Annotated in this window: 24 protein-coding genes; 1 reads left to right on the forward strand and 23 read right to left on the reverse strand. The window is 29.4% G+C overall.

The window, feature by feature from the left end:
• Position 1: 1 nt before the first annotated feature.
• From wecB to ACVC5O_RS11270, 5 genes are all read right to left on the reverse strand, one after another.
• Positions 2-1,138, reverse strand: coding sequence for a non-hydrolyzing UDP-N-acetylglucosamine 2-epimerase (gene wecB / locus ACVC5O_RS11250; RefSeq protein ID WP_452221578.1), 1,137 nt, complete (start codon positions 1,136-1,138; stop codon positions 2-4).
• Between the two features lie 67 nt (positions 1,139-1,205).
• The gene (locus ACVC5O_RS11255; protein WP_452221579.1) at positions 1,206-2,324 is read right to left on the reverse strand and encodes a polysaccharide biosynthesis C-terminal domain-containing protein; all 1,119 of its coding nucleotides are present in this window, start codon (positions 2,322-2,324) and stop codon (positions 1,206-1,208) included.
• Complete coding sequence (locus ACVC5O_RS11260; protein WP_452221580.1) at positions 2,321-2,758, reverse strand: WxcM-like domain-containing protein; 438 nt, start codon at positions 2,756-2,758, stop codon at positions 2,321-2,323. The genes ACVC5O_RS11255 and ACVC5O_RS11260 overlap by 4 nt, the downstream gene beginning before the upstream one ends.
• A gap of 1 nt (position 2,759) precedes the next feature.
• Positions 2,760-3,764: a polysaccharide biosynthesis protein gene (locus ACVC5O_RS11265; protein WP_452221581.1), complete on the reverse strand. Its 1,005-nt coding sequence runs from the start codon at positions 3,762-3,764 to the stop codon at positions 2,760-2,762.
• Positions 3,754-4,773, reverse strand: a complete 1,020-nt coding sequence (locus tag ACVC5O_RS11270; RefSeq protein ID WP_452221582.1) for a glycosyltransferase — start codon at positions 4,771-4,773, stop codon at positions 3,754-3,756. Before ACVC5O_RS11270 ends, ACVC5O_RS11265 begins: the two co-directional genes overlap by 11 nt.
• Before the next feature lie 100 nt (positions 4,774-4,873).
• Between ACVC5O_RS11270 and ACVC5O_RS11275 the strand changes: the two genes are divergently transcribed.
• Positions 4,874-5,752, forward strand: coding sequence for an NAD-dependent epimerase/dehydratase family protein (locus ACVC5O_RS11275; protein WP_452221583.1), 879 nt, complete (start codon positions 4,874-4,876; stop codon positions 5,750-5,752).
• On the opposite strand, the gene ACVC5O_RS11280 is transcribed toward ACVC5O_RS11275, so the two are convergent.
• The 18 genes from ACVC5O_RS11280 to ACVC5O_RS11365 all read right to left on the reverse strand — a co-directional run bounded on the left by ACVC5O_RS11280 (position 5,749) and on the right by ACVC5O_RS11365 (position 23,248).
• Entirely contained in the window at positions 5,749-6,621 is an 873-nt protein-coding gene (locus tag ACVC5O_RS11280; RefSeq protein ID WP_452221584.1) for a polysaccharide deacetylase family protein, read from the reverse strand. The genes ACVC5O_RS11275 and ACVC5O_RS11280 overlap by 4 nt on opposite strands.
• Before the next feature lie 4 nt (positions 6,622-6,625).
• Complete coding sequence (locus ACVC5O_RS11285; protein ID WP_452221585.1) at positions 6,626-7,540, reverse strand: sulfotransferase domain-containing protein; 915 nt, start codon at positions 7,538-7,540, stop codon at positions 6,626-6,628.
• Positions 7,541-8,788, reverse strand: coding sequence for a lipopolysaccharide biosynthesis protein (locus ACVC5O_RS11290; protein WP_452221586.1), 1,248 nt, complete (start codon positions 8,786-8,788; stop codon positions 7,541-7,543).
• Positions 8,781-10,070 carry an O-antigen ligase family protein gene (locus ACVC5O_RS11295; protein ID WP_452221587.1) on the reverse strand — a complete coding sequence of 430 codons (1,290 nt, stop codon included), beginning with the start codon at positions 10,068-10,070 and terminating at the stop codon, positions 8,781-8,783. Before ACVC5O_RS11295 ends, ACVC5O_RS11290 begins: the two co-directional genes overlap by 8 nt.
• Complete coding sequence (locus ACVC5O_RS11300; RefSeq protein ID WP_452221588.1) at positions 10,067-11,203, reverse strand: O-antigen ligase family protein; 1,137 nt, start codon at positions 11,201-11,203, stop codon at positions 10,067-10,069. Before ACVC5O_RS11300 ends, ACVC5O_RS11295 begins: the two co-directional genes overlap by 4 nt.
• Positions 11,204-11,345: 142 nt before the next feature.
• Positions 11,346-11,879, reverse strand: a complete 534-nt coding sequence (locus ACVC5O_RS11305) for a hypothetical protein (RefSeq protein WP_452221589.1) — start codon at positions 11,877-11,879, stop codon at positions 11,346-11,348.
• Positions 11,880-11,900: 21 nt separating this feature from the next.
• Complete coding sequence (cysN, locus tag ACVC5O_RS11310) at positions 11,901-13,154, reverse strand: sulfate adenylyltransferase subunit CysN (RefSeq protein ID WP_452221590.1); 1,254 nt, start codon at positions 13,152-13,154, stop codon at positions 11,901-11,903.
• 16 nt (positions 13,155-13,170) lie between these two features.
• Positions 13,171-14,496, reverse strand: coding sequence for a hypothetical protein (locus tag ACVC5O_RS11315; protein WP_452221591.1), 1,326 nt, complete (start codon positions 14,494-14,496; stop codon positions 13,171-13,173).
• Between the two features lie 3 nt (positions 14,497-14,499).
• Positions 14,500-15,900 carry an MBOAT family O-acyltransferase gene (locus ACVC5O_RS11320; RefSeq protein ID WP_452221592.1) on the reverse strand — a complete coding sequence of 467 codons (1,401 nt, stop codon included), beginning with the start codon at positions 15,898-15,900 and terminating at the stop codon, positions 14,500-14,502.
• Positions 15,901-15,973: 73 nt separating this feature from the next.
• A complete protein-coding gene (gene cysD / locus ACVC5O_RS11325; RefSeq protein ID WP_452221593.1) occupies positions 15,974-16,879 on the reverse strand; it encodes a sulfate adenylyltransferase subunit CysD in 906 nt (301 codons plus the stop codon).
• Positions 16,876-17,475: an adenylyl-sulfate kinase gene (gene cysC, locus ACVC5O_RS11330; protein ID WP_452221594.1), complete on the reverse strand. Its 600-nt coding sequence runs from the start codon at positions 17,473-17,475 to the stop codon at positions 16,876-16,878. Before cysC ends, cysD begins: the two co-directional genes overlap by 4 nt.
• A gap of 10 nt (positions 17,476-17,485) precedes the next feature.
• Positions 17,486-17,938 (reverse strand): DUF2061 domain-containing protein, encoded by a 453-nt coding sequence (locus tag ACVC5O_RS11335; RefSeq protein ID WP_452221595.1) that lies wholly within the window; start codon positions 17,936-17,938, stop codon positions 17,486-17,488.
• A gap of 1 nt (position 17,939) precedes the next feature.
• On the reverse strand, positions 17,940-18,731 hold the full coding sequence (cysQ, locus tag ACVC5O_RS11340; protein WP_452221596.1) for a 3'(2'),5'-bisphosphate nucleotidase CysQ: 792 nt from the start codon (positions 18,729-18,731) through the stop codon (positions 17,940-17,942).
• Positions 18,732-18,813: 82 nt separating this feature from the next.
• Positions 18,814-19,674, reverse strand: coding sequence for a dTDP-4-dehydrorhamnose reductase (gene rfbD / locus ACVC5O_RS11345; RefSeq protein ID WP_452221597.1), 861 nt, complete (start codon positions 19,672-19,674; stop codon positions 18,814-18,816).
• 10 nt (positions 19,675-19,684) lie between these two features.
• Positions 19,685-20,230, reverse strand: a complete 546-nt coding sequence (gene rfbC, locus ACVC5O_RS11350) for a dTDP-4-dehydrorhamnose 3,5-epimerase (RefSeq protein WP_452221598.1) — start codon at positions 20,228-20,230, stop codon at positions 19,685-19,687.
• Between the two features lie 2 nt (positions 20,231-20,232).
• The gene (gene rfbA / locus ACVC5O_RS11355) at positions 20,233-21,090 is read right to left on the reverse strand and encodes a glucose-1-phosphate thymidylyltransferase RfbA (RefSeq protein WP_452221599.1); all 858 of its coding nucleotides are present in this window, start codon (positions 21,088-21,090) and stop codon (positions 20,233-20,235) included.
• A gap of 38 nt (positions 21,091-21,128) precedes the next feature.
• Positions 21,129-22,145 (reverse strand): dTDP-glucose 4,6-dehydratase, encoded by a 1,017-nt coding sequence (gene rfbB, locus ACVC5O_RS11360; RefSeq protein WP_452221600.1) that lies wholly within the window; start codon positions 22,143-22,145, stop codon positions 21,129-21,131.
• Positions 22,142-23,248, reverse strand: coding sequence for a hypothetical protein (locus ACVC5O_RS11365; RefSeq protein WP_452221601.1), 1,107 nt, complete (start codon positions 23,246-23,248; stop codon positions 22,142-22,144). The genes rfbB and ACVC5O_RS11365 overlap by 4 nt, the downstream gene beginning before the upstream one ends.
• Between the last annotated feature and the right edge of the window lies 1 nt (position 23,249).

Raw genomic sequence — 23,249 nt, forward strand, 5'->3', positions numbered from 1 at the left:
TCTATCCTTTTGACCAAACAACTCTATTAATATAATCTGTGTAAGAAATAATTATTCTTACCATTTTCTCTGAAACATTTGGCATGGAATAATCTGCAACTTCTCTAAAATTACGTTTTGGGTTTCTTTGTTGAGCGTCTAATGCTGCTAAGCCTTGCATAATACGCTCTGGGTTCATACCAACCATCATTACAGAGGCTTCTTCCATGGCTTCTGGACGTTCGTGTGCATCTCTTATGTTTAATGCGTGAAAGTTTAGTATTGAAGATTCTTCGGAAATTGTTCCACTATCAGAAAGTACTGCAAATGAATGCATTTGTAAGGCATTATAATCGTTAAAGCCTAATGGTTTTAAAAACTGAATGTTTTTGTGTGTTTCCAACTTTTTAGCTTCTAACATATTACGTGTTCTTGGGTGTGTGGACACAATAACAGGGTAATCGTATTTGGCTGCAATTTGGTTTAAAGACTCTATTAGGCCTTCAAAGTTTTTAGGGTTACTAATATTTTCTTCTCTATGAGAAGAGACTACAAAGAATTTTTGTTTTTCTAATCCTAATTTATTTAGTACGTCCGAAGCTTCAATTTTAGTCTTAAACTTGTTAAGCACTTCGTACATTGGGCTTCCTGTTTTTATAACTCTATCTGGAGATAAGCCTTCGCGCAGTAAATACTCTCTAGCGATATCGCTATATGTGAGGTTAATATCTGATACGTGATCTACAATTTTACGGTTTGTTTCTTCTGGTACACGTTGATCGAAACAACGGTTACCTGCTTCCATGTGGAATACTGGTATTTGTCTTTTTTTAGCAGGAATTGCACATAAACAAGAATTGGTGTCTCCTAAAACTAAAAATGCATCTGGATTTTCTTGTTCTAAAATAGGATCTATTTTTATTAAAATATTACCTACAGTTTCTGTAGCGTTTTTACCAGCTGCGTTTAAAAAGTGGTCTGGTTTACGTAACCCTAAGTCTTCAAAAAAGATTTCGTTTAATTCGTAATCATAATTTTGACCTGTATGGACTAAAACATGCTCAATAGCTTCGTTTTTATCTAATGCTAATAATGTACAGGATAATCTAATAATTTCTGGTCGAGTACCAACAACCGTAATAACTTTTAATTTTTTCATAGAACTATTTTACAGCTGCAAAAATAGTGTTTTTTATTCTTCATATAAAACAATTAAACTACCGTTTTTACACCTCAACAAAATAAGTGTCAGGATCTTCTGGGTTGTATGGTTCGTTAATCCAAAATAGGGTTATTAACTCTTTGTCTCCAATATTTGTTATGTTGTGTGTGTACCAAATTGGCATATCTACATAAGCAGGTTCGTTGCCATCTAGCTCGTAATTAATAACCTCGTTGGTATTGATTTTACGAAGTTGAATGCGTGCTTTACCACTAATAACAGCAAAACGCTCTACTTTACGTGTGTGGTAGTGATTACCTCTTGTAATTCCAGGAACTGTTGTAGAATATGAAGATTGACCAGATGTATTTGCTCGCATTATCTCTACGAAAGCGCCACGATTATCTGTGTGTTTTATAAATTTACGTGGAAAATAATCTTTTGGAATAAAGCTAGTAAAGGTATTAAATAGGGCTAACTCAAACGGATCTCTTAAGTCTGCAACTACGCCATTATCCATATAACTTTCTTTGTAATGGTTGAGAAGGTTAAGTACTTCAGATACTTTTTTAGTGGCTGTATATGGAAGTGTTTTTGTTACTATGTTAGTTGTGTTGTCACTTTTAATTTCTCGGTAAAATGCTTCGGCTAACTCATTAATATAAATTAAATTTACTTCGCCATCGCTATTTATAGTTGGTGTTTCTCCATTAACTATTTGATGACAAAAAGTAGCGATAAACGAATTGTAAAATGGTTTCCCAAAAGGACCAAAAACATTAGGTATTACTAATGAGCTTACTTTTGCTCCAGAAGTTTTAGACCATTGCTCAAAAGCAGTTCTGCCATCTCGTTTAGATTTTCCGTAGAGATTGTCTTTTTCTTCTTGTGTGGAAGAAGAAAATATAATTTTAGGCGTTGCTTTTGTAGCTTCACAAGCTTCAATAAGTGTATTTACTAAACCTACGTTAGTGTTGTAAATTACTTGTTGATCGTCGTGTCTATTCATGGCTGCAATGTGTAGTATAACATCGCAATGGCTTACAAATGATTCTAGTTTCGAAGAATTTTCAAAAAAAGAGCGTTCAAAATCTATGAGTTCTATGTCTTCTTTTGTTCCTAAATAATTGTATAAATGACTTCCCATGAAGCCTGCTTGACCTGTTATTCCTACTTTTATCATTTGTCCCAATTTGTCCATTTATTACTATCAAACCTATAATGGTCGTCTTCTATTTCGTTTAATCCATAATTAGACATAATCATTAGTTTGGAGTCTTCAGTTTTTGCTTTAAATCCGTTTGCAAATCCATTTGGTATATATAATACTTGAGGACTATCTTCATTTAGTTCAAACTCAAAAACTTCACACGAATCAGAAGGGTTTTCCCAATCATCAATTTTTACAAGCTTAATTTTAAAGGTTCCTTTTACACAAAAAAACCATCGGCTTTCTATTTTATGTCCTTGCCATGCTCTTATGGTTTCTGTGCTTGGATGTGTTGTAAAATACATACGTTTTATTACAGCCATATCAAAATCATTAATAAATTGTAATGATCCTCTATGGTCTGAAAAAACGCCACCTTCAATAAGTTTTGGTTTGGAGTCTTTCATGTTACTTAATATCTTCTCTAATAAAATCTAGTTTTAATAATAGCTTTTTCATGCCTTCCACATCTAACTGCTCTGTATTATGTGAGTGGTAATCTTCTATTTTATTCATATCCACTTCGCCTTCAGAGAAATAGTTAGCATAATTTAAATCTCTATTATCTGCAGGAACTCTGTAATAATCTCCTAAATCTTCAGCTTTAACGCGTTCTTCTCTTGTTAAAAGTGATTCGTAAAGTTTTTCTCCATGTCGTGTGCCTATCACTTTTAGCTTACTATTGGATTTGTAAAGTTCTATTAGGGCTTTAGCTAAAGTTTCTACTGTTGCTGCAGGTGCTTTTTGAACAAACATGTCTCCTGGTTCTGCATGGTTAAATGCAAATAACACTAAGTCTACAGCATCTTCTAATGTCATCATAAAACGTGTCATTTTAGGATCTGTAAGTGTTAAGTCTTCGCCTTTTTCCATTAACTCTACAAACAATGGGATTACAGAGCCTCTAGATGCCATTACGTTTCCATAACGTGTGCCTGAAATAACTGTGTTTCCTGCATTTCTTGATTTTGCGACTAGTACTTTTTCCATCATTGCTTTGGAGATTCCCATTGCGTTTATTGGATAAACTGCTTTATCTGTACTTAAAACTACAACACTTTTTACGTTATGGTTTATTGCTGCTTCTAATACGTTTTCTGTACCTAAAACATTTGTTTTTACTGCTTCTACAGGGAAAAACTCGCAAGAAGGCACTTGCTTTAATGCTGCTGCATGATATATGTAATCTACTCCACGTACTGCGGTTTCTACAGAACGATAATCGCGTACATCACCAATATAGAATTTAACTTTAGGGTTAGATAAACGACGTCTTAACTCGTCTTGCTTTTTTTCGTCTCTTGAAAAAATTCTAATTTCTTTAATATCAGAATTCACAAAACGGTCTAATACTGCGTTACCAAATGAGCCAGTTCCTCCTGTTATTAATAATGTTTTGTTTTTAAATTCCATGTTTGTTGTCTATGAGTAAATTTACGTAATCGTCTAATTGGTTGACTACTTTTGATATTTGTTTTGTGTGTTCTAACTCTCCGTTTAAAAAGCGCTTCATTGTGTTTGCAATACTTTCAACATTTTCTGGATCAAATGTACTAACTTCCTCAAAAACATCAAATGCATAAGGTAAGTTAGATACTAATACTTTTAATCCAAGATCGTGAGCTTCAATTAATGGCATTCCAAAAGCTTCTGCTACAGAAGGAAAAATTAAAGCTCTAGATTTTAAATATACTTTTTCTATTTCTGAGTTATCTATATATCCAACATTAATTATTGCATTTTGGTGCTTGCTGTTTATTTCTTCTATTCTGCCTAAAAGATGATCTTGATGGCTTGGGATTGTTAATATTATGTTTGTTTTTATGCCTTGATTTAAAAGTAATTCTAAAGCATCAAAAAGTTTATTGTGATTTTTGTGAGGTGCTGCACTACTAATGTAACAAAAATCGTATTCTTTTTTTATGTTTATGCTTTTATCAAATTTTTTATAAATAGGTATGTTTTTAACGTGAGTACAATTGGTTTTTTCTCTAATTAATTTTTCTATGTGAGGTGATTGTACAATTACGGTGTCTATATTTTTATTAAATAGTTTAAACCATAGATTAAAAAGGGTGAATTTAATGCCGCTTTTAGAAAGCAAATTTTTCTTTTTAAAAAACAACTCATTGTAAAAGACTAAAAATGAATCTTTATTTTTTACAAAAGGTGGTAAATTACACAAAAAAACAACGTCTTTTCGCTTTTTTAAATACCTAAACATGGTGTCTCTGGTATTTGTTTTTATTATGTTTAAATTATTATATTTTTCTTCTTGTATTTCTTCAACTACATGTTTGTAGCCTAAATATATGTCTGCTTTAACGTTTAATTTATTTAATTCGTTTAATAGAAGTTTAAGAAGCACTAAGCCTCCACCTGAATAAATATTACTAGCTTCTAAAATAATTTTATTTTTCAATATTTTTTATTTTCGGCAAAATTAAACAAATGTTTTTAAAGGCTTCCTATTAAGTGTAATAAAAGCTAATTACCTTTGTGTTTAAATTTGATTTTTATTTATGTCTAAAAAAATAATACTCTTAACTGGTGGTACAGGTTTTCTTGGTAAAGAAATAATTAAATATTTAATTAGCGAAGATTATTATGTTCGTGTTTTAACACGAAATACTTCAAAGTTAAAAAATAGTGAGCGTGTTACTTATGTTAAAGGAGATCTTTTAGATACTAAAGCTTTAAAAATGCATTTATCTGGTTGTTTTGGTGTTATACATGCTGCTGGAGAAAAGAAGGATGTCTCTTTGATGGAAGCTATAAATGTTAAAGGCTCTATAAATATTTGTAATGTGGCTAACCAGAGTACAATTAGTTATTTTTGTTACGTAAGTAGTGTTGGTGTTGTTGGCTTAACTCCAAAAAATATTATAACAGAAGAAACCGATTGTAATCCCATAAATTTTTACGAAAAAACCAAGTTTGAAGGTGAGCTTTACTTTTTAAAGAATTTTAATTTAAAAGCATGTACTTCTGTTATTTTAAGGCCTACTAATGTTTTTGGTAAAAATCATTTAAATTTTAAAAATAGCTTTTTTGGCAAAATAAAACGCGCTATAAAAGGTAACGAAATTGCTAACTATATTTATGTTAAGGATGTTGCTTATGCTTGTGTTTATTTTTTAAATAAAAAAAATATAACTAAACAGGTTTACAATTTAAATGATGATTTAAAAAATAATACGTTTAAAAAAATAGAGGCAATTGCTACAGGTAAAAAGGTGGCTACTATAAATGCACCAGTGTTTTTACCGTATTTACTTCGTTTTTTAAAATTTGGTAAAAATAATATTGGGAATAAATACTATTCTAATACTAAATTAATTAATACTGGTTTTGTTTTTCCTTACGGATTGAAAAAAGGGATTAAAGATGCTTTGAGTTAGTTTGTTGTTTTTTCCCAGTATGTATTATCAACATGTGCTTTCTTTTGTGCTTTTCTTAAAAAATATTTAACGAATCTGAGTGGCTCTTTAAAAACAACCACGTCTCTTCTAATAGCAATGTTTTTATCTATTGTATTTGTTTTTTGATTTATATGGCAACCTCTAACAGCTGTAGCGCAAGTACTATACCCTAACTCATATACTGTATTTAAATATGCTTTTTTAAAATACTTAAAATGACCTCTTGGAAAAGCATAATGCTTAATCTTATTTTCTAATTTATTATTGAGGGCTTTTGTGCTTTTATCAAAATCTTGTTTAAACTCTTCTGGTGTTAAATCTCCTTGCACTTTATGATCTAAGGAGTGATTTCCTATTTCGTGTCCTTCTTCTATTAAGGTATTTACATCTTCCCAAGTTAAAATTTCGGTTAATGGAACTCCCAACCTTTCGGTACATACCATATTATGAAAGCTTACCTCTCTATTAGAGATTGTTTCTGGGTTTATAAAAAAGCAACAACTTATATTATGCTTTTTGAATATTTGCGAAGCTACTAAATTACTCTTTAAACCATCGTCACTACTAAAACAAATATAATAATCATCTATAGTATTGTTTTTAATTCTTTCTGTAGCTTCTGTATAACTAATAACTTTAAAATTATTTGCTATCCAACTAATTATTTTTTCTGCATTTTCAATTTCGTCATCATAGATATAATGAAAATATAAAAACTGAATACCTTTAAAGTTTTTATCTACCTTAGTGCTTATAGAAAGTAGGTTTAGGACTAAATGCCTTATTGTTCTTTTTGTTGCTCCTCCTCTCCATTTTAAGACGTCTTTATATGTTGTAGTGTAGTTCATATTACTATATCCAAGGTGTTTTACCTATGAGTTTTAATATCTCTTGTTTCTCTTGTTTATAATCTGCTTCTAATTGCATTATAACAGTATCGTCTATTGATTTTGGTGTGAGTTTTTGAGTGTTTAACTTTTTGTATAATGGACTAAAGATACTTTTAAGTACTTGTCCAAATTTTACTCCAACTTTACCTTTAAAAAGGTACTTAATATAAAAAGATCTTAATGCGTTATAAATTACATTTATACTTTTAGATCTTGTTTTTACTGTTTTATTGTAATGCTTAAAATCATAGTGATTATAAAATGTTGAATCTAAACCCACTCTTTTACTAAAGTTAATGATAAAGTTTGATGGGTTTTCTATTAATTCTTCGTAAAAGAAAACCTCTATGTTTTCTGAATCGAAATCTCGAAAAAATTTAATTAGATACTTAGAATAAAACCCTGTTTGATAAGCCATTAAGCTTGGGCTAGAATTGCCTTTATAATTTTTGGATTGTGTGTAAAAATCACTAAAACTAGTAGATTCTGGTAAATCTCCTTGTTGCTTACCAAAACTATACCATGACTTAAATCTTGATACTGGGTCTCTTAAAATAAAAATTAGCTTCGTTTTATGTGCTTTTGTAAATGCTTTTAATCTATTAGCACTTTCGTTGTAGTACATGTAATCTGGTGTCGCTTCCAGCTTAAAAGGTTGTGATTCTTGACAGGAAAAGTAATTTTTATAATTAACCATGTCGTTACTGTATTGATAAGTAGAATACAAACCTAATGTAGATTGCGTTTCGGAATCTAAAAAATAATTTGTTTGCTTAATACTAGATTCACATACATTAGGATGATCTGCTAAGTAATTAAAAACAGATGTTGTAGCTGCTTTGCTTGTGCCTGACAATATGAGATAAGTATCTTTCAATTAAAGTTTGTATGGATTTATACCTAATTTTTTCTTTACAATTAATAGTGAAGCAACGTTTTGAAATAACATATATACTAAATAATTAAGTGCAACAAAATTAATACTCAACGTTTTAGCTATTATTAATGTTGACAACACTAAATACAGAGATGTGATAAGAGTTAATGCATTATATATTTTTTCATTATTTGTTAACTGCAATACTATTCCTACTGGTCCAGACCAATTATTTACTAACTGCGCACAAACCAAAAGTGCAAATAAAACCCAATAAGATTGAAAATCTACGTTAAAATATTTACTATATATTATAAATACAATAGTCACAAATAACGCTGCAAAAGTACTCATAATCACTAACATTTTTGTAATCTTCCCTATATATTTTCTAAGATCATCTATTGCATTATTGTTAAATAACTTAGATGTCATATACATTACTCTTCCGTTAGTAGCTATTAATGGCAAAGCAATAACGAGCGAGAATTTTAGTACTCCATCGTAAAAACCTAATGTTTCTGTTGAGTAATTCGTTTTAATTATATAATATAAAACAGAGGTAGAAATAATAATTATAGAATTAGATAAAAGGAAATGATAAGCTTCTAAATAAATCTTTTTTAAACTTTCTACTTTTAAAAAAAGGTTTGCTTTAAAAATAACGTTGTTTTTAATAAAAAAATAAGAGAAAAATACTACTGCGAATACAACATTTACATATAAAATACTGTTTATAAAATTAAAATTAAAGTATTGAGTTAAAACTATTGAAATTAAAACTGTGGTTTGAAACAATACAAATTCAAAAAAGCCATATGCAATCATTTTATTTCTTCCTCTGTAAAAATGACTTGTAAACCTCCATAAGGCAAAGAGTATGCCACCAACTAAAAAGGAATACCCAATAGAAGCAAATTGGTTTATAACAATAAAAATTAATAGGCCTAAAACAAAATTTAAGAGTAGAGTTTTGCCAATATCAACAAAAGACTGCATGCTTTTGTTATTGTCATTAAGCTTTTTTACCAATATGATATCTAATCCGAAAACAAAAAAGATCATTAGTGCTTTTGACTGGGCCACAAAATTTGCAATCTCACCATTACCATATGCTCCAAAAAAGCGAAGTATTAAAAGTAAAGCAATGTAATTTATTACTATTCCACTTGCTTTAACAATCAAAAGACTGCCAACATTTTTATAAGCAAAATTTAATCCACTAAAAAGTTTCTTTTTTCTACTCATTATTATCTTTACTCTTTAAAGTAGATGAATTATTAGTATTAAAAATATACAAACTTGTGTAAAAAATGCTTAAAGCAAACCAATCATGAAAGCTTGGAAGACCATTGTTTCCACCAACCATCATCCTTATAATTACTAACAAAGGAAATCCGTAAATAAAATAATATTTAAAATTTTTACTTTTAAATTTTATTTTGTTGTAAAATTTTAGACCCAATTCTAAAACAACTATTAACGAAAATAGTAGTCCTAAAATTCCTGAAGAATACCATGCTGCAATAACAAAGTTGTGGACATGATTTATTTTACCATTTGTTTCAATTAAAGCGCCAAAACCTTTGCCTAAAATAGGGTTTGAAAATATTTCGTTAAATGTATTTATAAACATATATACTCGAGCATCTTCAGAGAATTCTGTAAAACGTTGAAACACACCAAAATCGAAAAACAACAATGCAACTAACAATACTAAAGGTGAAAAAAGAAGGACTAAAAATAGTTTTTTACTTTTTTTATTTACTAAATATTTTATAGAGAAAATAATAAGAAAAATTATCATTGTACTCCTTGACTGTGAAATAAATATTAAAACTATAAGAAAAACTTTAAGTGATTTTTCCCATCTACTAGGATTCTTTATAGTATCTAATATAGAATATACAATGATTATAGAAACTCCAAAAATATTTCTAAAAGAAGGTACATGGAAACCATCATCTCCCCAAACTAAAAAGTCAAAATCTAAAATTCTAAAATTTACTAATCTAAAAAAATAGCGATAGTTAATTTTATTAGCATTTTCACTAAAAACACCAAATATTGTTTTAAAAAAAATATCTTCTCCTAGCGCAATAGTAACTAGCACATTATAAAAAACAAAGATATAAATAGATAGTTTTGCGTATTTAATAATACGCCTTTTAAAATTATCAATATCTCTTAAAAAAAAATCACTTATTAATATGAAAAACACAAAATAAATAAAGTTTTTTACAAAAAGTGTTATACCATAAGACTTGTTTACTGACCAAAAAATGGATATAAAAAAAATAGTAAAAGATAAAAAGATAAAAAACGTAAAGTAAGTAGATGTAGGAATGATTTTTATTTTAGGGTTTAGTGTGAATTTTACTATTAATAACACTATTGCTATATGAAAAAATCGAACTTCAAAACTACTTCCTAAACTCCCAATACTAAACCAAGGCAACAAAAGTCCACAGAATACTAAAAAGTATATGCTTTTATCAAAAATAGTATTAATGTTTAGCTTTAGACTCATTGTGATAGACTCTGTTCATGATGTTTATAGGCAACTGCCAAAACATAAAAAAAGGTAAAAAAAGATATTCCTATGTAAATATTAAAAGCACATTCTGTAATATTAAAAAACAATATTAAACCTATAAATATAATTGATAGATTTTTACTAAAATTATTCATTGTTTTAATTTGCTTAAAGAAGACAAAAATTGAAATTAAATAAACAATTAAACCTACCACTCCAATTTCTAAAATAAATTGAAGATACATATTGTGAGAATCTAACTTTTTTATTTGAGCAGCAAAACCAAATTCTCCCTCTTTTGGATAATTTTTATCAAGTAATTTTTGTGCATTTTTTACTCCATTACCAAAGAAAAAATTACTAGAGTCTATAGAGTTTAAAGCGGTATGCCATATTAAAACTCTGGAGTCTATTTTCTCTAATTTTTCACTATCAAAATAGGATTGTTTTTCTTTTTGGCTTACTACTCCAAGAAAAAGAATAAAACCAGAAACTACAGTTATAATCATTGGCTTTTTTAAGCTTGGTTTTATTAATGAAAACACAACAAAAATCAACATTAATATTCCTAATACTGATGCTAATTGTAATACTCCCAAAATCAATAAAACAGAAAATAAATACTTTTGCTTTTTTGTAAACAGCTCTTTAACAGTATATAGTATTGCCAAAGACATAGAAAAATACATAGCTAAAGCTGTTGGATTCATGTCTAAAGTAAAATTAACACTCAAAAAGTTGTTTGTAAGTAATGGTGAGGCATTAGGGTTTACAAGCTCGTTTGATTTATGTGAGGCTAATGTGGTATCAAAAGATAGTGGGTTAAAGCTAAAAGAATTATAAAAGCCTATTATTAATGAGAGTAAATAGGCTACAATACAGCCATAAACAAAGTACTTTAATATTAACTTGTAGTTTATTGTATCAATACTTGTTATTGAAAAAACTAAAGGCAATGCTAATACAATAGCCTTTCTCTCAAACATTAAATTAACTATTTCAAAATTATCTCTATAATAACCTATTGCATAGAGTAGGTATAGTAAATAAAAGGGAATAAAAACCTTAAAAGTTTTATAGGAAAAATCTTTATAATAATAAAGGCTTGTTACGGTTAATACCAACATTAATAGGGTTGATATTCTTTGGTTTATTGGTAAAAAAAAAGAAAAACTCATTAATAAAACGATAAGGATATTAAACTTAGTTCGTTTTTTATTAATGAGCTTGTTTTCTAATAACAAAATATTGAAATTAAATTAATCGTTTTTACTTTAAGCTAAATAGTCTATTAATAAAACCTTGTCTTAAAGTAAGTGTTGGAGAGTGTTTACCTCCTATACTAATAGTTTCAACAATATTACTGTCGTTTTCTATTTTAACATACTTGTTAGCTGCGAAATATCTTTTTACATCATTTCCATTAACAATAATTTCTTTGTCTTCATATTTAAAAACCATTTTGTTTACAGTTAGTTTTTTAGGAGAGTTTCCTAGTCTTAACTGTACATTACCTGTAACATAGTCGCCAAACATTTCAAACTTTGACACACTAAATGTTTCGTTAGGCATTATGCTTTCAGTAATGACGTAAGCCCCTTTTTGGTTGTTAGTATTTAATTCAATTTTAGAAAACACGCACTGAATATTATCTTTAGTGTCTGTTTTACTATCGATTGTAATTACTAATTTACTTGGTTCTTTTACTTTTTGTTGTACTGGAGTTACTTCTTTTTTTGCTTCTTCTTGTTTACATCCTACAACTAAAGCAATGCAAAATAATGCTAATACTATTTTCTTCATTTTATAACTGTTTTTATTTAATTAAACTATCATTCCTGCTGCAACGGTTTCGTTTGTAGCATCGTCCACAAGAATTATACTTCCTGTGGTTCTATTTTCTCTATATGCATCTACCATTAGCGGTTTTGTTGTACGAATTTTTACTTTACAAATATCATTCATACCAAGCGTTTTATCATCGTTAATACGCTCTAAAGTATTGATATTATATTTATATATTACTTCTTTAATCATCGCTTTTTGATCGTTAGAAGTATGTTTTATAGTGTATTTCGCTCTTGGTTTTGCAGGATTATTGTGTAACCAACATAGCATAATTTCAATGTCTTGAGAGGCTTCTGGCTTGTTGTTAGAGCGCACAATCATGTCTCCTCGACTAATATCAATATCATCCTCTAAGGTTATGGAAATAGACATTGGAGCGTAGGCTTCGTCTAGTTCTCCATCTAAAGTATCTATTGTTTTAATTTTTGAAGTAAATCCTGATGGCATTACAGTAACCTCATCTCCTTTTCTAAAAATTCCACTTGCTACTCGTCCTGCATAGCCTCTGTAGTCTATAAAACCTTCTCGTTGAGGTCTTAATACAGTTTGTACAGGGAAACGTGCATCTACTTTATTAATATCGCTACTAATATGCATGGTTTCTAATGTATGTAACATTGGCGCTCCTTGGTACCAAGGCATGTTTTCCGATTTGTTAACCACGTTGTCTCCATTTAATGCACTCATTGGTATAAATCGTACATCTGTTACTAGCATTTTTGAAGAAATGTCTTCAAATTGTCTAATAATTTTATTGTAAACGTCTTCAGAATAATCTACCAAGTCCATTTTGTTTACACAAACAATAATATGTGGTATTTGTAATAATGAAGCTATAAAAGCGTGTCTTTTTGTTTGTTCTATCACACCATGTCTTGCATCTATTAATATGGTTGCCACATTTGCTGTAGAAGCTCCTGTTACCATATTACGTGTGTATTGGATGTGTCCTGGTGTATCTGCTATTATAAACTTACGTTTTGGTGTTGTAAAGTATCTGTAAGCAACGTCTATTGTAATACCTTGCTCACGCTCGTCTCTTAAACCATCTGTAAATAACGCTAAATCTACACCTTCATGACCTTTCTTTTTACTAGTGTTTGTAATGGCTTCTAATTGGTCTTCAAAAATAGATTTTGAATCGTATAATAAACGTCCTATTAGAGTACTTTTTCCGTCATCTACACTTCCTGCAGTTGTAAAACGTAATAATTGATTGTTGTCTAACATTTTTGCTGATTTCTAACTATTTTATATGTAATTCAAATTTATTTGATAAGCTTACTGCTTTTCTGTTTTTTGCTATAAATAACATAAAAACTACTTTTTCTATTTTTTCAAATTTTGACAAAGGTAGTTTAAAAACTAAAGTGTTACTTATATTTTCTTTACTGTTAAGCTTTTTATTTAGTACTTTAATCTTATTATTTGTTGAATCTAAATAATGAATCCCTAACTTTTCTTGATTAAAAGCACCTAAATCACCTCTAAAATGAAATAATAAAAATGAATTTGAATGGTCTTTAATCAATTCAATATTTTTAATTATAACACTATCGGTAAGCTTCTTATTTTTAAACTCATTAAAAGTAATTTGTTGCAAATAATTTTCTGTTGTTATATTTTGTTCTTTTAAATCATTGAATATTCTTTTTGTGAACATAATTCGTCCTTTTTTATTTAAATGGTCTGTATTTAAAAAATAACTTGCTTTATTTTCAAATTCCTGATCATGCGAGTAATCTAAAAAAGGGACATTATATTTATCATTAGATTTCTTTATTTTACTAATAACATTAGTATTAACCCAGTCTTTAGAAAAATGTTTATTATATTCTTTATGATAAGGTGTTATTAGTAATAATGGTTTAAAACCGTCTTCCTTTATTTCTTCTATTAGTGTTTTAAGATATTTAATATTTCTATCGTCTTTTATGTAAGCTGCTTTTTTTTTAAAACTTATAGATCTTCTTTTTCCGTGATCTTCAAAATTAAATTTTTTTAGACCTTTTTCTAAATTCCTTTTAGATAGATATGCATTTGCATTAAAATAAGAAGGTTTGCTTGTTTTATAATCTCTTTTAGCAGAAAATATTTTAGGAATGTTTTCTTTAATTGTTGTTGAAACTAAGTCTGAATGCTTACCTAAGCTATAATCCTTAATTTGGGTTGGTAATAATCTATGATAATATTCATCAACAAAATTATTCGTGTCTAAAGAATCTTCTTCAACCCAATCATTTTCTTCTTGTCCAAATGAAAAATATGATACAGGTACAATGACTAAAGCATCCTTTTTTAAATGTTTTTTAATACTTCTATATATTTGTAAATCATAATATATAGTATTTCCTCCTCTATTAAAACGCCTTCCATTTATACCATAGAAACCATATATGAAGCTATTACCATGTGAGGTTCCTAAATTTACAACACTATATTTATTATTGTCTTCTACTTTATATCTTATACTTGGATTATCTAATTTATAAATAACAGTTAAAGTACCAATTACTATTATTACTACTAGTAAAATTTTTAATCCTTTTTTTATTTGATTTGCAATATTCATAAATTAAAATTGAAAATAAATAAACTCACCGACTTCTATAGATCGATATACAAATATTATAGATACTATAATACCATAACTTGCCCACCTAAAAATCACATTTTGGTTATTAAATGCTTTATACAAATTGAATTTAGTTCTTAAATATTCGAATATTAATAATGCTACTATACTTAATAATGCAATATCAAAGTCTAATGCACTCCAGCCAATATCATATATACTAGAGTTTTTTACACTAAAGTTAAACATATTGCTAATTAATAGCATAGAGTCATTTAATGAATTGGCTCTGAAAAACAACCAAGCAAAACATACTATAATAAATGTAATTAATGAGAAAAACAATCTATTTGAAAACGTGTTTTTACTTAGACCTAGTTGGTCGTATGCATTTTTTCTAAAATTTACTGATGCTTTCTCTATCACTATTATTACTCCATGAATAAATCCCCAAATCACAAATGTCATAGCTGCACCATGCCAAAGACCACTTACAACAAATACAATAAATAAATTCGCATAAGTTTTATATTTGCCGTTACGACTTCCACCTAAGGGTATAAACACATAATCTCTAAACCATGTTGATAATGAAATGTGCCACCTTCTCCAAAACTCTGTAATTGATTTCGAAAAATATGGGCTATCAAAGTTTTTCATTAAATCAAATCCCATTGTCCTAGCTGCTCCAATTGCTATATCTGAATATCCAGAAAAATCACAATATATTTGAAACGCAAAGAGTACTGTGCCTAAAATAATTTCAAAACCATGATAATCTGTAGGGTTGTTATACACTTGGTTTACATAAACTGCAACCCTATCTGCAATTACCATTTTTTTAAAAAGACCAAAAGCCATTAATAAAAGACCAGATTTAACTTGGCTGTATTTAAATTTATGAGTTTCGTAAAATTGAGGTAATAAATGTGAAGCTCTTTCTATTGGTCCAGCTACAAGCTGGGGGAAAAACGATACAAATGCAAAAAAAGATAACCAATCTTTAGTAGGTGTTAATTGCTTTCTATAAATATCTATTGTGTAACTTAATGTCTGAAAAGTATAAAAACTAATACCTACTGGTAAAATAATATTAAGTGAATTAACTTGTATTGCCCTACCAAAAAAAGTGAAGGCATCAACAAATGTTTCTATAAAGAAGTTTGCGTATTTGAAATAAATTAAAAATCCTAAATTTACTGCAAGACTTCCGTAAAGTAAGAGTTTTCTTTTTTTTTGATTCTCAGTGTTTTGAAGTGCCTTTCCAATATAAAAATCTATAAAAGAACTAATTACTATTAAAATTAAAAAACGGGGATCCCACCAGCCATAAAAAATATAACTAGCAATTAAAATAAGTGCGTTTCTTAAAATAAGCTTTTTTGAAAATAACCAGTACAAACAAAAAACTATAGGAAAAAAAATCGCAAAATCAAGCGAATTAAATAACATTTAATAGAGATTACTTAGATTATTAGAAATACCCTTGGCGTTTTCTGTCTTCCATTGCAGATTCTGAGCGCTTATCGTCACTTCTGTTTCCACGTTCTGTGTTACGCATTCCTGCAACTTCTGCAGCAATTTTTTCTAATGTATCTGCTTCAGACTCATCACCTCCTGTTATTGTAATATCTCCTAAAGTTCTAAATCGTATTTTTTTAACTACTACTTCTTCATGGTCTTCTAGGACTAAAAACTCTGAGTTTGGAATCCAAGTATTTTGCCTCCAAACTACTTCGCGCTCGTGAGCAAAATAAAGAGATGGAATAGCAATATTCTCTCTTTTTATGTAATTCCAAACATCCATCTCTGTCCAATTACTTATTGGGAATGCTCTAAAGTGCTCGCCTTCAAAGTGTCTGCCATTAAATAAATTCCATAATTCTGGTCGTTGGTTTTTAGGATCCCATTGTCCAAAATCGTCTCTATGCGAAAAGAAACGCTCCTTTGCTCTTGCTTTTTCTTCATCACGACGTCCTCCTCCAATAGCACAATCTATTTTATTTGCTTCAATAGCATCTAAAAGTGTTGTAATTTGTAGTGCGTTACGTGTTGCATTTTTACCTTTTTCTTCTGCTACACGACCATCGTCAATAGAATCTTGTACAGAACCAACAATTAGTTTTACACCTAAATCCTTAATAATATCGTCTCTAAATTGTATAGTTTCAGGGAAGTTATGTCCTGTATCTACATGCATTAATGGAAACGGTATTTTTGCAGGATGGAACGCTTTTTTAGCTAAATGTGTTACTAAAATAGAATCTTTTCCTCCAGAAAATAATATTACTGGATTTTCAAATTGTGCCCAAACTTCACGTAAAACAAAAATTGCTTCACTTTCTAATTCATCTAAATAATTTAAGTAGTATTTACTCATTGCTCCAATTTTAATTTTGGTGTTATAAAGTTCATAATTTCCTGAACTGCTTTTTCCACTGTTTTTTCTTCTGTATTGATCTCAACATCTGGATGTTCTGGTGCCTCGTAAGGTGCCGAAATTCCTGTCATGTTTTTTATTTCTCCAGCTCTTGCTTTTTTGTAAAGTCCTTTAACATCTCTTCGTTCACATTCCTCTACACTAGTGTTTACAAAAACCTCGACAAAGTTAACATCTTTAACGATATTTCTAATGTTTTCGCGGTCTTTTTTGTAAGGTGATACAAATGCAGCTAAAACAACAAGTCCTGCATCAATCATTAAATTAGATATTTCTGCAATTCGTCTTATATTTTCTGTTCTGTCTTCTGGTGCAAAAGTTAAATCATTATTTATCCCTTTTCTTATATTATCTCCATCTAAGGTGTAGGTTTTAATGCCTTTTTTATATAATTCTTGCTCAACAACATTCGCTATTGTTGACTTACCAGAGCCAGAAAGGCCTGTAAACCAAATTAAAAACGAATTGTGGTGGTTGTTGTTTTGCCTATCTTCTTTAGAGATTTGATAGCTATGTGGAATAATATTTTCTTTCATCTGTAGGTAATTATTTTCTGCCTAAAAAGTAGTTTCTAATTTTTCCTAATGGTAATTTTAACCATATTTTTTCGTGTATATAGTACAATACGAATTTTGTAATTAATTCAGTTAATGCAATATAAAGAGCAACTTCGTCAAAACCATTTAATACAATTCCTGAAATTATAAAAGTCGTTGTAGTGGCAACAATTCTCCACGAAATGGATTTATAAAGTATTTCTTTATTTGTTGTTGCTTGTTTTCCTAAATAACGCAACCAAATTCTCTCGTGAAAATAAAATATTGCTAACTTTAATAAAAACTCTGAAGCTCCAATTTTTATTGCGCTTTCTATACTACATTCTCCTAATAAACAGGTGATTAAAAGCACTACTAAAACAGTGTCTGTAGTGGCAACAACACGCCAAGATATTCCTTTAAGAATACTCCTTATATGTGACGATTTTTTTAGTTTTCCCATATTATTTAGAGACTAAAAACCAAGGGTTTAATAAGTTTTCTTTATTATATAATAATGGTTTATTGGTTTGATTAGAAATAACCTCGACACCAACTGCATTGCATATTGCTTGTCCTGCAGCAGTATCCCATTCCATTGTAGGTGCAAACCTTGGATACACATCTGCATTGCCTTCGGCAACTAAGCAAAACTTTAATGAGCTGCCTTTAGACACTATTTCGACTGTTTTACCTTTTTGCTTTAAGTCTTCAACATAATCTAAAGTTTCTTTGCTCATGTGAGATCTACTTCCTACTACCTGAACTGTACCTTGTTTATTTTGTTTTGGTTGTAAGGGCTCTGCCTTTTTTATTACCTCTTCTAATGCAGTATCGTGCGATTCTAATTGGGTTTTATACCCTTCTTTTTTATCTACATCTGCAAAATAAATGGTTTTAGTTGCTGGTACATAAATAACACCTAGTTTTGGCTTACCGTTTTCTACCAAAGCTATGTTTACTGTAAACTCTCCATTGCGTTTTATAAACTCTTTAGTGCCATCTACTGGATCTACAACCCAACAGGTCTTCCATTTTTTTCTTTCCTCATAATTGGTTTGTTTATTTTCTTCACTAATTATAGGGAACTCTGTATTTACTAGGTAGGAGTTTATAACATCATTAGCTTTCTTGTCTGCTTCTGTTAATGGCGATTTATCGTCTTTAACTTCTACATTAAAAGCTGTATCATACACTTGCATGATCACTTTTCCTGCTTCTAAACTTGCTTTTATTGCGGTATCTAAACTATTCATTATTAATTGTAAAAGACTGCAAAACTAAGCTTTTATATTTAATTAGAAAGGTTGGCGTAAGGAATATATTTAGCGAATTGTTTTAGAGAAAGTTTTTAAGTAGGCTACTCACACTATCTTTCCAATTTGGAATTTCAATTGCAAAGGTATTTGTTGTTTTTTCTTTAGATAATACACTATAAACAGGTCGCTTCGCTTTGGTCTTAAAATTTGAAACAGGATCAATTTTCACTTTATTTTGTAAAGTTTTAGCTTTTGCAATTTCTAAAGCAAACTCGTACCAATTGGATTGTCCTAAATTAGAATAGTGATATAAGCCATAATTTTGAGATTGACTTATAATTAAATACACTATAAAATTAGCTAAATCTACACAACTTGTTGGTGTTCCTTTTTCTGAAGTTGTTATTTTAAGATCAACACCTTCTTTAATTTTACTAACAATTGTTTTTAGAAAGTTTTTACCAAAGGCAGAATACAACCAAGAGGTTCTAATTATAAAATAATTGCTTAAGTGCGTTGCTATATTTTGCTCACCTTTTAGTTTGGATATACCATATTGATTTATTGGGTTTGGAGTATCCTCTGGTGTGTAAGGCTTAGTTTTTGTGCCATCAAACACATAATCTGTAGAGATATGGATTAGCGTAGTCCTATTTTCGTTACAGGCTTTGGCTAAATTTGCTACTGCAATAGCGTTTACCTTGTGTGCTAATTCTGGATTATCTTCTGCAGCTTCAACATTTGTGTAAGCTGCACAGTTAATACAATATTGAAATTTATGAGTGCTAAAAGTTTTCGCAATGCTTGAGTTGCTTGTTAAGTCTAGTGTTTCTTTTGTGGAGAAAACAAACTCTATTGCTTCTTTATTGTTAGAAAAAAGTTCTTGAAGTGTTTTTCCTAATTGTCCGTTTGAACCTGTTACTAAAACTTTTATACTCATTTGTAGTTAGCTATAATACTAAATCTGAAAATGCAGGAAGTTGCTTGTCTTTTTCTGAAAGGATTATGTTTTTTTCTGAAAAATTCCAATCAATATTTAGTGTTTTGTCATTATAAATCACTCCGCTTTCTGAAGCTTTATTATAAAAATTATCGCATTTGTAACTAAAAATAGTGTAGTCTTCTAACACTAAAAAACCATGTGCAAATCCTCTAGGAACAAAGAGTTGTTGTTTTTTAACAGCATCTAATTCTATTGAAAAATGTTGACCATAGGTTTTTGAGCCTTTCCTTAAATCTACACATACATCTAATACTTTGCCTTGTAACACTCTAACCAATTTTGCTTGTGCGTGTACTCCTGTTTGCAGGTGTAAACCTCTTAGTACGCCTTTAGAGGATTTTGATTGATTGTCTTGCACAAAATTTACGGTTTTGCCTATTTGCCTATCAAATTTTTCTTTGTTATACGATTCAAAAAAATAACCTCTGCTGTCTTCAATCACAGTTGGTGTAATTACAAAGCAATCTTTTAATGGTGTTTCTACACAAGTCATATTTATTCTAAAAGTTTTAAATATTTACCATAGCCACTTTTTAGTAATGGTTCTGCTAATTTATGTAGTTGTGCTTTGGTTATAAAGCCCATTTTATAAGCTATTTCTTCAATACAACCAATTTTAAGACCTTGCCTTTCTTCTATTACTTGTACAAATTGTGAGGCTTGCATTAAACTATTAAAAGTACCAGTGTCTAACCAAGCTGTGCCTTTATCTAAAATCTGAACGTGTAGTTTACTTTGTTCTAAGTACTTTTTATTAACGTCTGTAATTTCTAATTCGCCACGTTTACTTGGTTTTATGTTTTTAGCTATTTCGATTACAGAATTGTCGTAAAAATAAATTCCTGGTACTGCAAAATTAGATTTTGGGTACTCTGGTTTTTCTTCTATAGAAATAGCTTTGTTATTGTTATCAAACTCTACAACACCATAGCGTTGTGGATCTAATACGTGATAAGCAAAAATGACGCCTCCATTTGGGTTTGTATTATTCGCTAACGTTTCATTTAAACCAGATCCATAAAAAATGTTATCTCCTAGTATTAAAGCGACGCTATCTTTACCAATAAATTGTTCTCCAATTATAAACGCTTCAGCTAAACCATTTGGCTGTTCTTGTACTGCATACTCAAAAGTACAACCAAAATCTGTTCCATCTCCTAAAAGTTCTTTAAATCTTGGTGTGTCTTTAGAGGTTGAAATAATTAATATTTCTCTTATTCCTGAAGACATTAAAGTGGTTAAGGGATAGTAAATCATAGGTTTATCATAGATAGGCATTAGCTGTTTACTAACCACTTTTGTAAGTGGATGTAGTCGCGTTCCTGAACCTCCTGCTAATATGATTCCTTTCATGTTAATCTTGTTTTTTTAATAAAGAGAATCTGTTTATTCTATTCCAAATATTTTTTCAAATACCAATCTATTGTTTTAATTATACCAGATTCAAAATTTTCTTCAGCTTTCCAACCTAATTCGTTTTCTAATTTAGTGGCATCTATTGCATATCTAAAATCGTGTCCAGGTCTGTCTTTTACAAAAGTAATTTGTTCTTTGTAGGAAGTGTTCTTTGGCTTAAGCTCATCTAAGATAGTACATATTTTATCAACTATATAAAGATTGTTTTTTTCGTTTTTCCCACCAATATTATAGGTTTCGCCTGCTTTTCCTTTATGATAAACAAGTTCAATTCCTTTGCAGTGATCTAAGACGTACAACCAATCTCTTATATTTTTTCCGTCGCCATAAATAGGAATATTTTCGCCTTGGATGGCCTTCCTGATTATGGTTGGTATTAATTTCTCATTATGTTGTTTTGGCCCATAGTTATTGGAGCAGTTGGTAGTGACCACGTTCATTCCGTAAGTATGAAAATAACTGCGTACTAAAAAGTCTGATGATGCTTTAGAAGCGCTGTATGGACTATTTGGCGCATAAGGTGTTTGCTCTGTAAATAAACCTGTTGCTCCTAATGTTCCATAAACCTCATCTGTAGAAATGTGATGAAATCTTGCATTTTGGAATCCTTTTTTATAACTGTTTGGCGAATCCATCCAATGGTTTTTAGCAACATCCAAAAGATTAAAGGTGCCTTGGATATTTGTTTTTATAAACGCATCTGGGTTGCTTATTGAGTTGTCAACATGCGACTCTGCAGCAAAATGGATAACGCCCTGGAAGTTATATTTGTCGAATAACTTTTGTATTAACTCTCTATCGCAGATATCACCTTTAATAAACTCATAATTACTATAATTAGCGATTTCTGTTAAATTAGAAAGCTCACCTGCGTAAGTGAGCTTGTCTAAATTAATTAATCTATAATCGTTATTATGCTCAATAAAATGAGGTATAAAGTTAGAGCCAATAAAGCCTGCTCCTCCAGTAACTAATAGTGTTTTATCAATCATTTTTTTAATAATCTGTCTTTACTTCCGTAGGTTTTTATAAAGTCTTTAAAGCCTAGATTAACATATATGTAATATATAAGAACTAATAGCATTAGTAAAATTGATAATAAAATAGCTTTACCTTTGTAATTACTTTCTTTTCTTATTGGTAAATCGAAATCTTTTTGTAGTTCAATTATGTTTGATTTTGTTCTCAACTCATCCTTTAAAAGTGTTAAATCCTCTAAAAGTTTAGACTGTTCTTGGAATAAATCAAACTCTTTAGTGTTAATTCTATCCTTTCCACTATTAGAAAGATTCAAATTAATTGTTGAACTCGTTTCTTTTTTTTCGTCAGATTGTCCGTAATAATTTTTTAATAAATCTAAATAATTTTTTTGAAGCGTATCTGAGTCTTTTAAAATTCGTTCAATGTCATTTATTTTATTATTTATTAGTGCAGTGTCTTTATTTTGTAATTCTGAAAAATACTTATTATCTGTTATTGCAGATAATATTCGAGGCGCTAAAGAATCATAAATCGAAGGATTTAAAGATCTAACAGAAACGTTTTGGATGGCAAAATCTTCAAGATTTTTTTGATCTAGAAAATTTTGATATGAAATTTGCAAATTAGAATCTGTTTCAACAAACCTATAATACTCCTCTAGTAGTTTGTTTCTATTGGCTCTGTGAACTATGTTAAAACCAGTGAGTTTAGAGGCTATACTAACATCAATACCTAATACTTTAGATAAAGAAATAGAATCTTTGCTTTCTGCAAGAGAGTTGTAATTATTAATAACGTCATATAAAACTCTACCTGTTTCGTAATTTTGCTTAATTATTATATTTGAAACATATTGAGGTTTTTCAGATTTTTCTAAAAGAAAAATTAACCCAAATCCCAAAACACCTGCAACTATAAATTTTATAAAATGTTGTCTTATAATATTTAAAGAAAATAGAAAGAATATTAATAACTTATTTAAAACCCATATAATAATTTTTACAATTTTGGTTATTAAATCCCCTATTTTTTTAAAAAGCTTTTCGATTGAAGTAAATATAACTCCTAAATCTACCTCTTCTGGCTTATTATTTTCTGGTAAATTGTTACTCATT

This window comes from Lacinutrix salivirga (genome assembly GCF_053604675.1).

Bases quoted from the DNA above. Each gene is read 5' to 3' on its own strand.
- cysD (WP_452221593.1), bottom strand. From the start codon at position 16,879: ATGAGTAAATACTACTTAAATTATTTAGATGAATTAGAAAGTGAAGCA.
- cysC (WP_452221594.1), bottom strand. From the start codon at position 17,475: ATGAAAGAAAATATTATTCCACATAGCTATCAAATCTCTAAAGAAGAT.
- ACVC5O_RS11300 (WP_452221588.1), bottom strand. From the start codon at position 11,203: ATGTTGGTATTAACCGTAACAAGCCTTTATTATTATAAAGATTTTTCC.
- ACVC5O_RS11305 (WP_452221589.1), bottom strand. From the start codon at position 11,879: ATGAAGAAAATAGTATTAGCATTATTTTGCATTGCTTTAGTTGTAGGA.
- ACVC5O_RS11315 (WP_452221591.1), bottom strand. From the start codon at position 14,496: ATGAATATTGCAAATCAAATAAAAAAAGGATTAAAAATTTTACTAGTA.
- ACVC5O_RS11275 (WP_452221583.1), top strand. From the start codon at position 4,874: ATGTCTAAAAAAATAATACTCTTAACTGGTGGTACAGGTTTTCTTGGT.
- rfbA (WP_452221599.1), bottom strand. From the start codon at position 21,090: ATGAAAGGAATCATATTAGCAGGAGGTTCAGGAACGCGACTACATCCA.
- wecB (WP_452221578.1), bottom strand. From the start codon at position 1,138: ATGAAAAAATTAAAAGTTATTACGGTTGTTGGTACTCGACCAGAAATT.
- ACVC5O_RS11295 (WP_452221587.1), bottom strand. From the start codon at position 10,070: ATGAGTCTAAAGCTAAACATTAATACTATTTTTGATAAAAGCATATAC.
- cysN (WP_452221590.1), bottom strand. From the start codon at position 13,154: ATGTTAGACAACAATCAATTATTACGTTTTACAACTGCAGGAAGTGTA.
- rfbD (WP_452221597.1), bottom strand. From the start codon at position 19,674: ATGAGTATAAAAGTTTTAGTAACAGGTTCAAACGGACAATTAGGAAAA.
- ACVC5O_RS11255 (WP_452221579.1), bottom strand. From the start codon at position 2,324: ATGATAAAAGTAGGAATAACAGGTCAAGCAGGCTTCATGGGAAGTCAT.
- rfbC (WP_452221598.1), bottom strand. From the start codon at position 20,230: ATGACTTGTGTAGAAACACCATTAAAAGATTGCTTTGTAATTACACCA.
- ACVC5O_RS11365 (WP_452221601.1), bottom strand. From the start codon at position 23,248: ATGAGTAACAATTTACCAGAAAATAATAAGCCAGAAGAGGTAGATTTA.
- rfbB (WP_452221600.1), bottom strand. From the start codon at position 22,145: ATGATTGATAAAACACTATTAGTTACTGGAGGAGCAGGCTTTATTGGC.
- ACVC5O_RS11265 (WP_452221581.1), bottom strand. From the start codon at position 3,764: ATGGAATTTAAAAACAAAACATTATTAATAACAGGAGGAACTGGCTCA.
- cysQ (WP_452221596.1), bottom strand. From the start codon at position 18,731: ATGAATAGTTTAGATACCGCAATAAAAGCAAGTTTAGAAGCAGGAAAA.
- ACVC5O_RS11280 (WP_452221584.1), bottom strand. From the start codon at position 6,621: ATGAACTACACTACAACATATAAAGACGTCTTAAAATGGAGAGGAGGA.
- ACVC5O_RS11290 (WP_452221586.1), bottom strand. From the start codon at position 8,788: ATGAGTAGAAAAAAGAAACTTTTTAGTGGATTAAATTTTGCTTATAAA.
- ACVC5O_RS11335 (WP_452221595.1), bottom strand. From the start codon at position 17,938: ATGGGAAAACTAAAAAAATCGTCACATATAAGGAGTATTCTTAAAGGA.
- ACVC5O_RS11260 (WP_452221580.1), bottom strand. From the start codon at position 2,758: ATGAAAGACTCCAAACCAAAACTTATTGAAGGTGGCGTTTTTTCAGAC.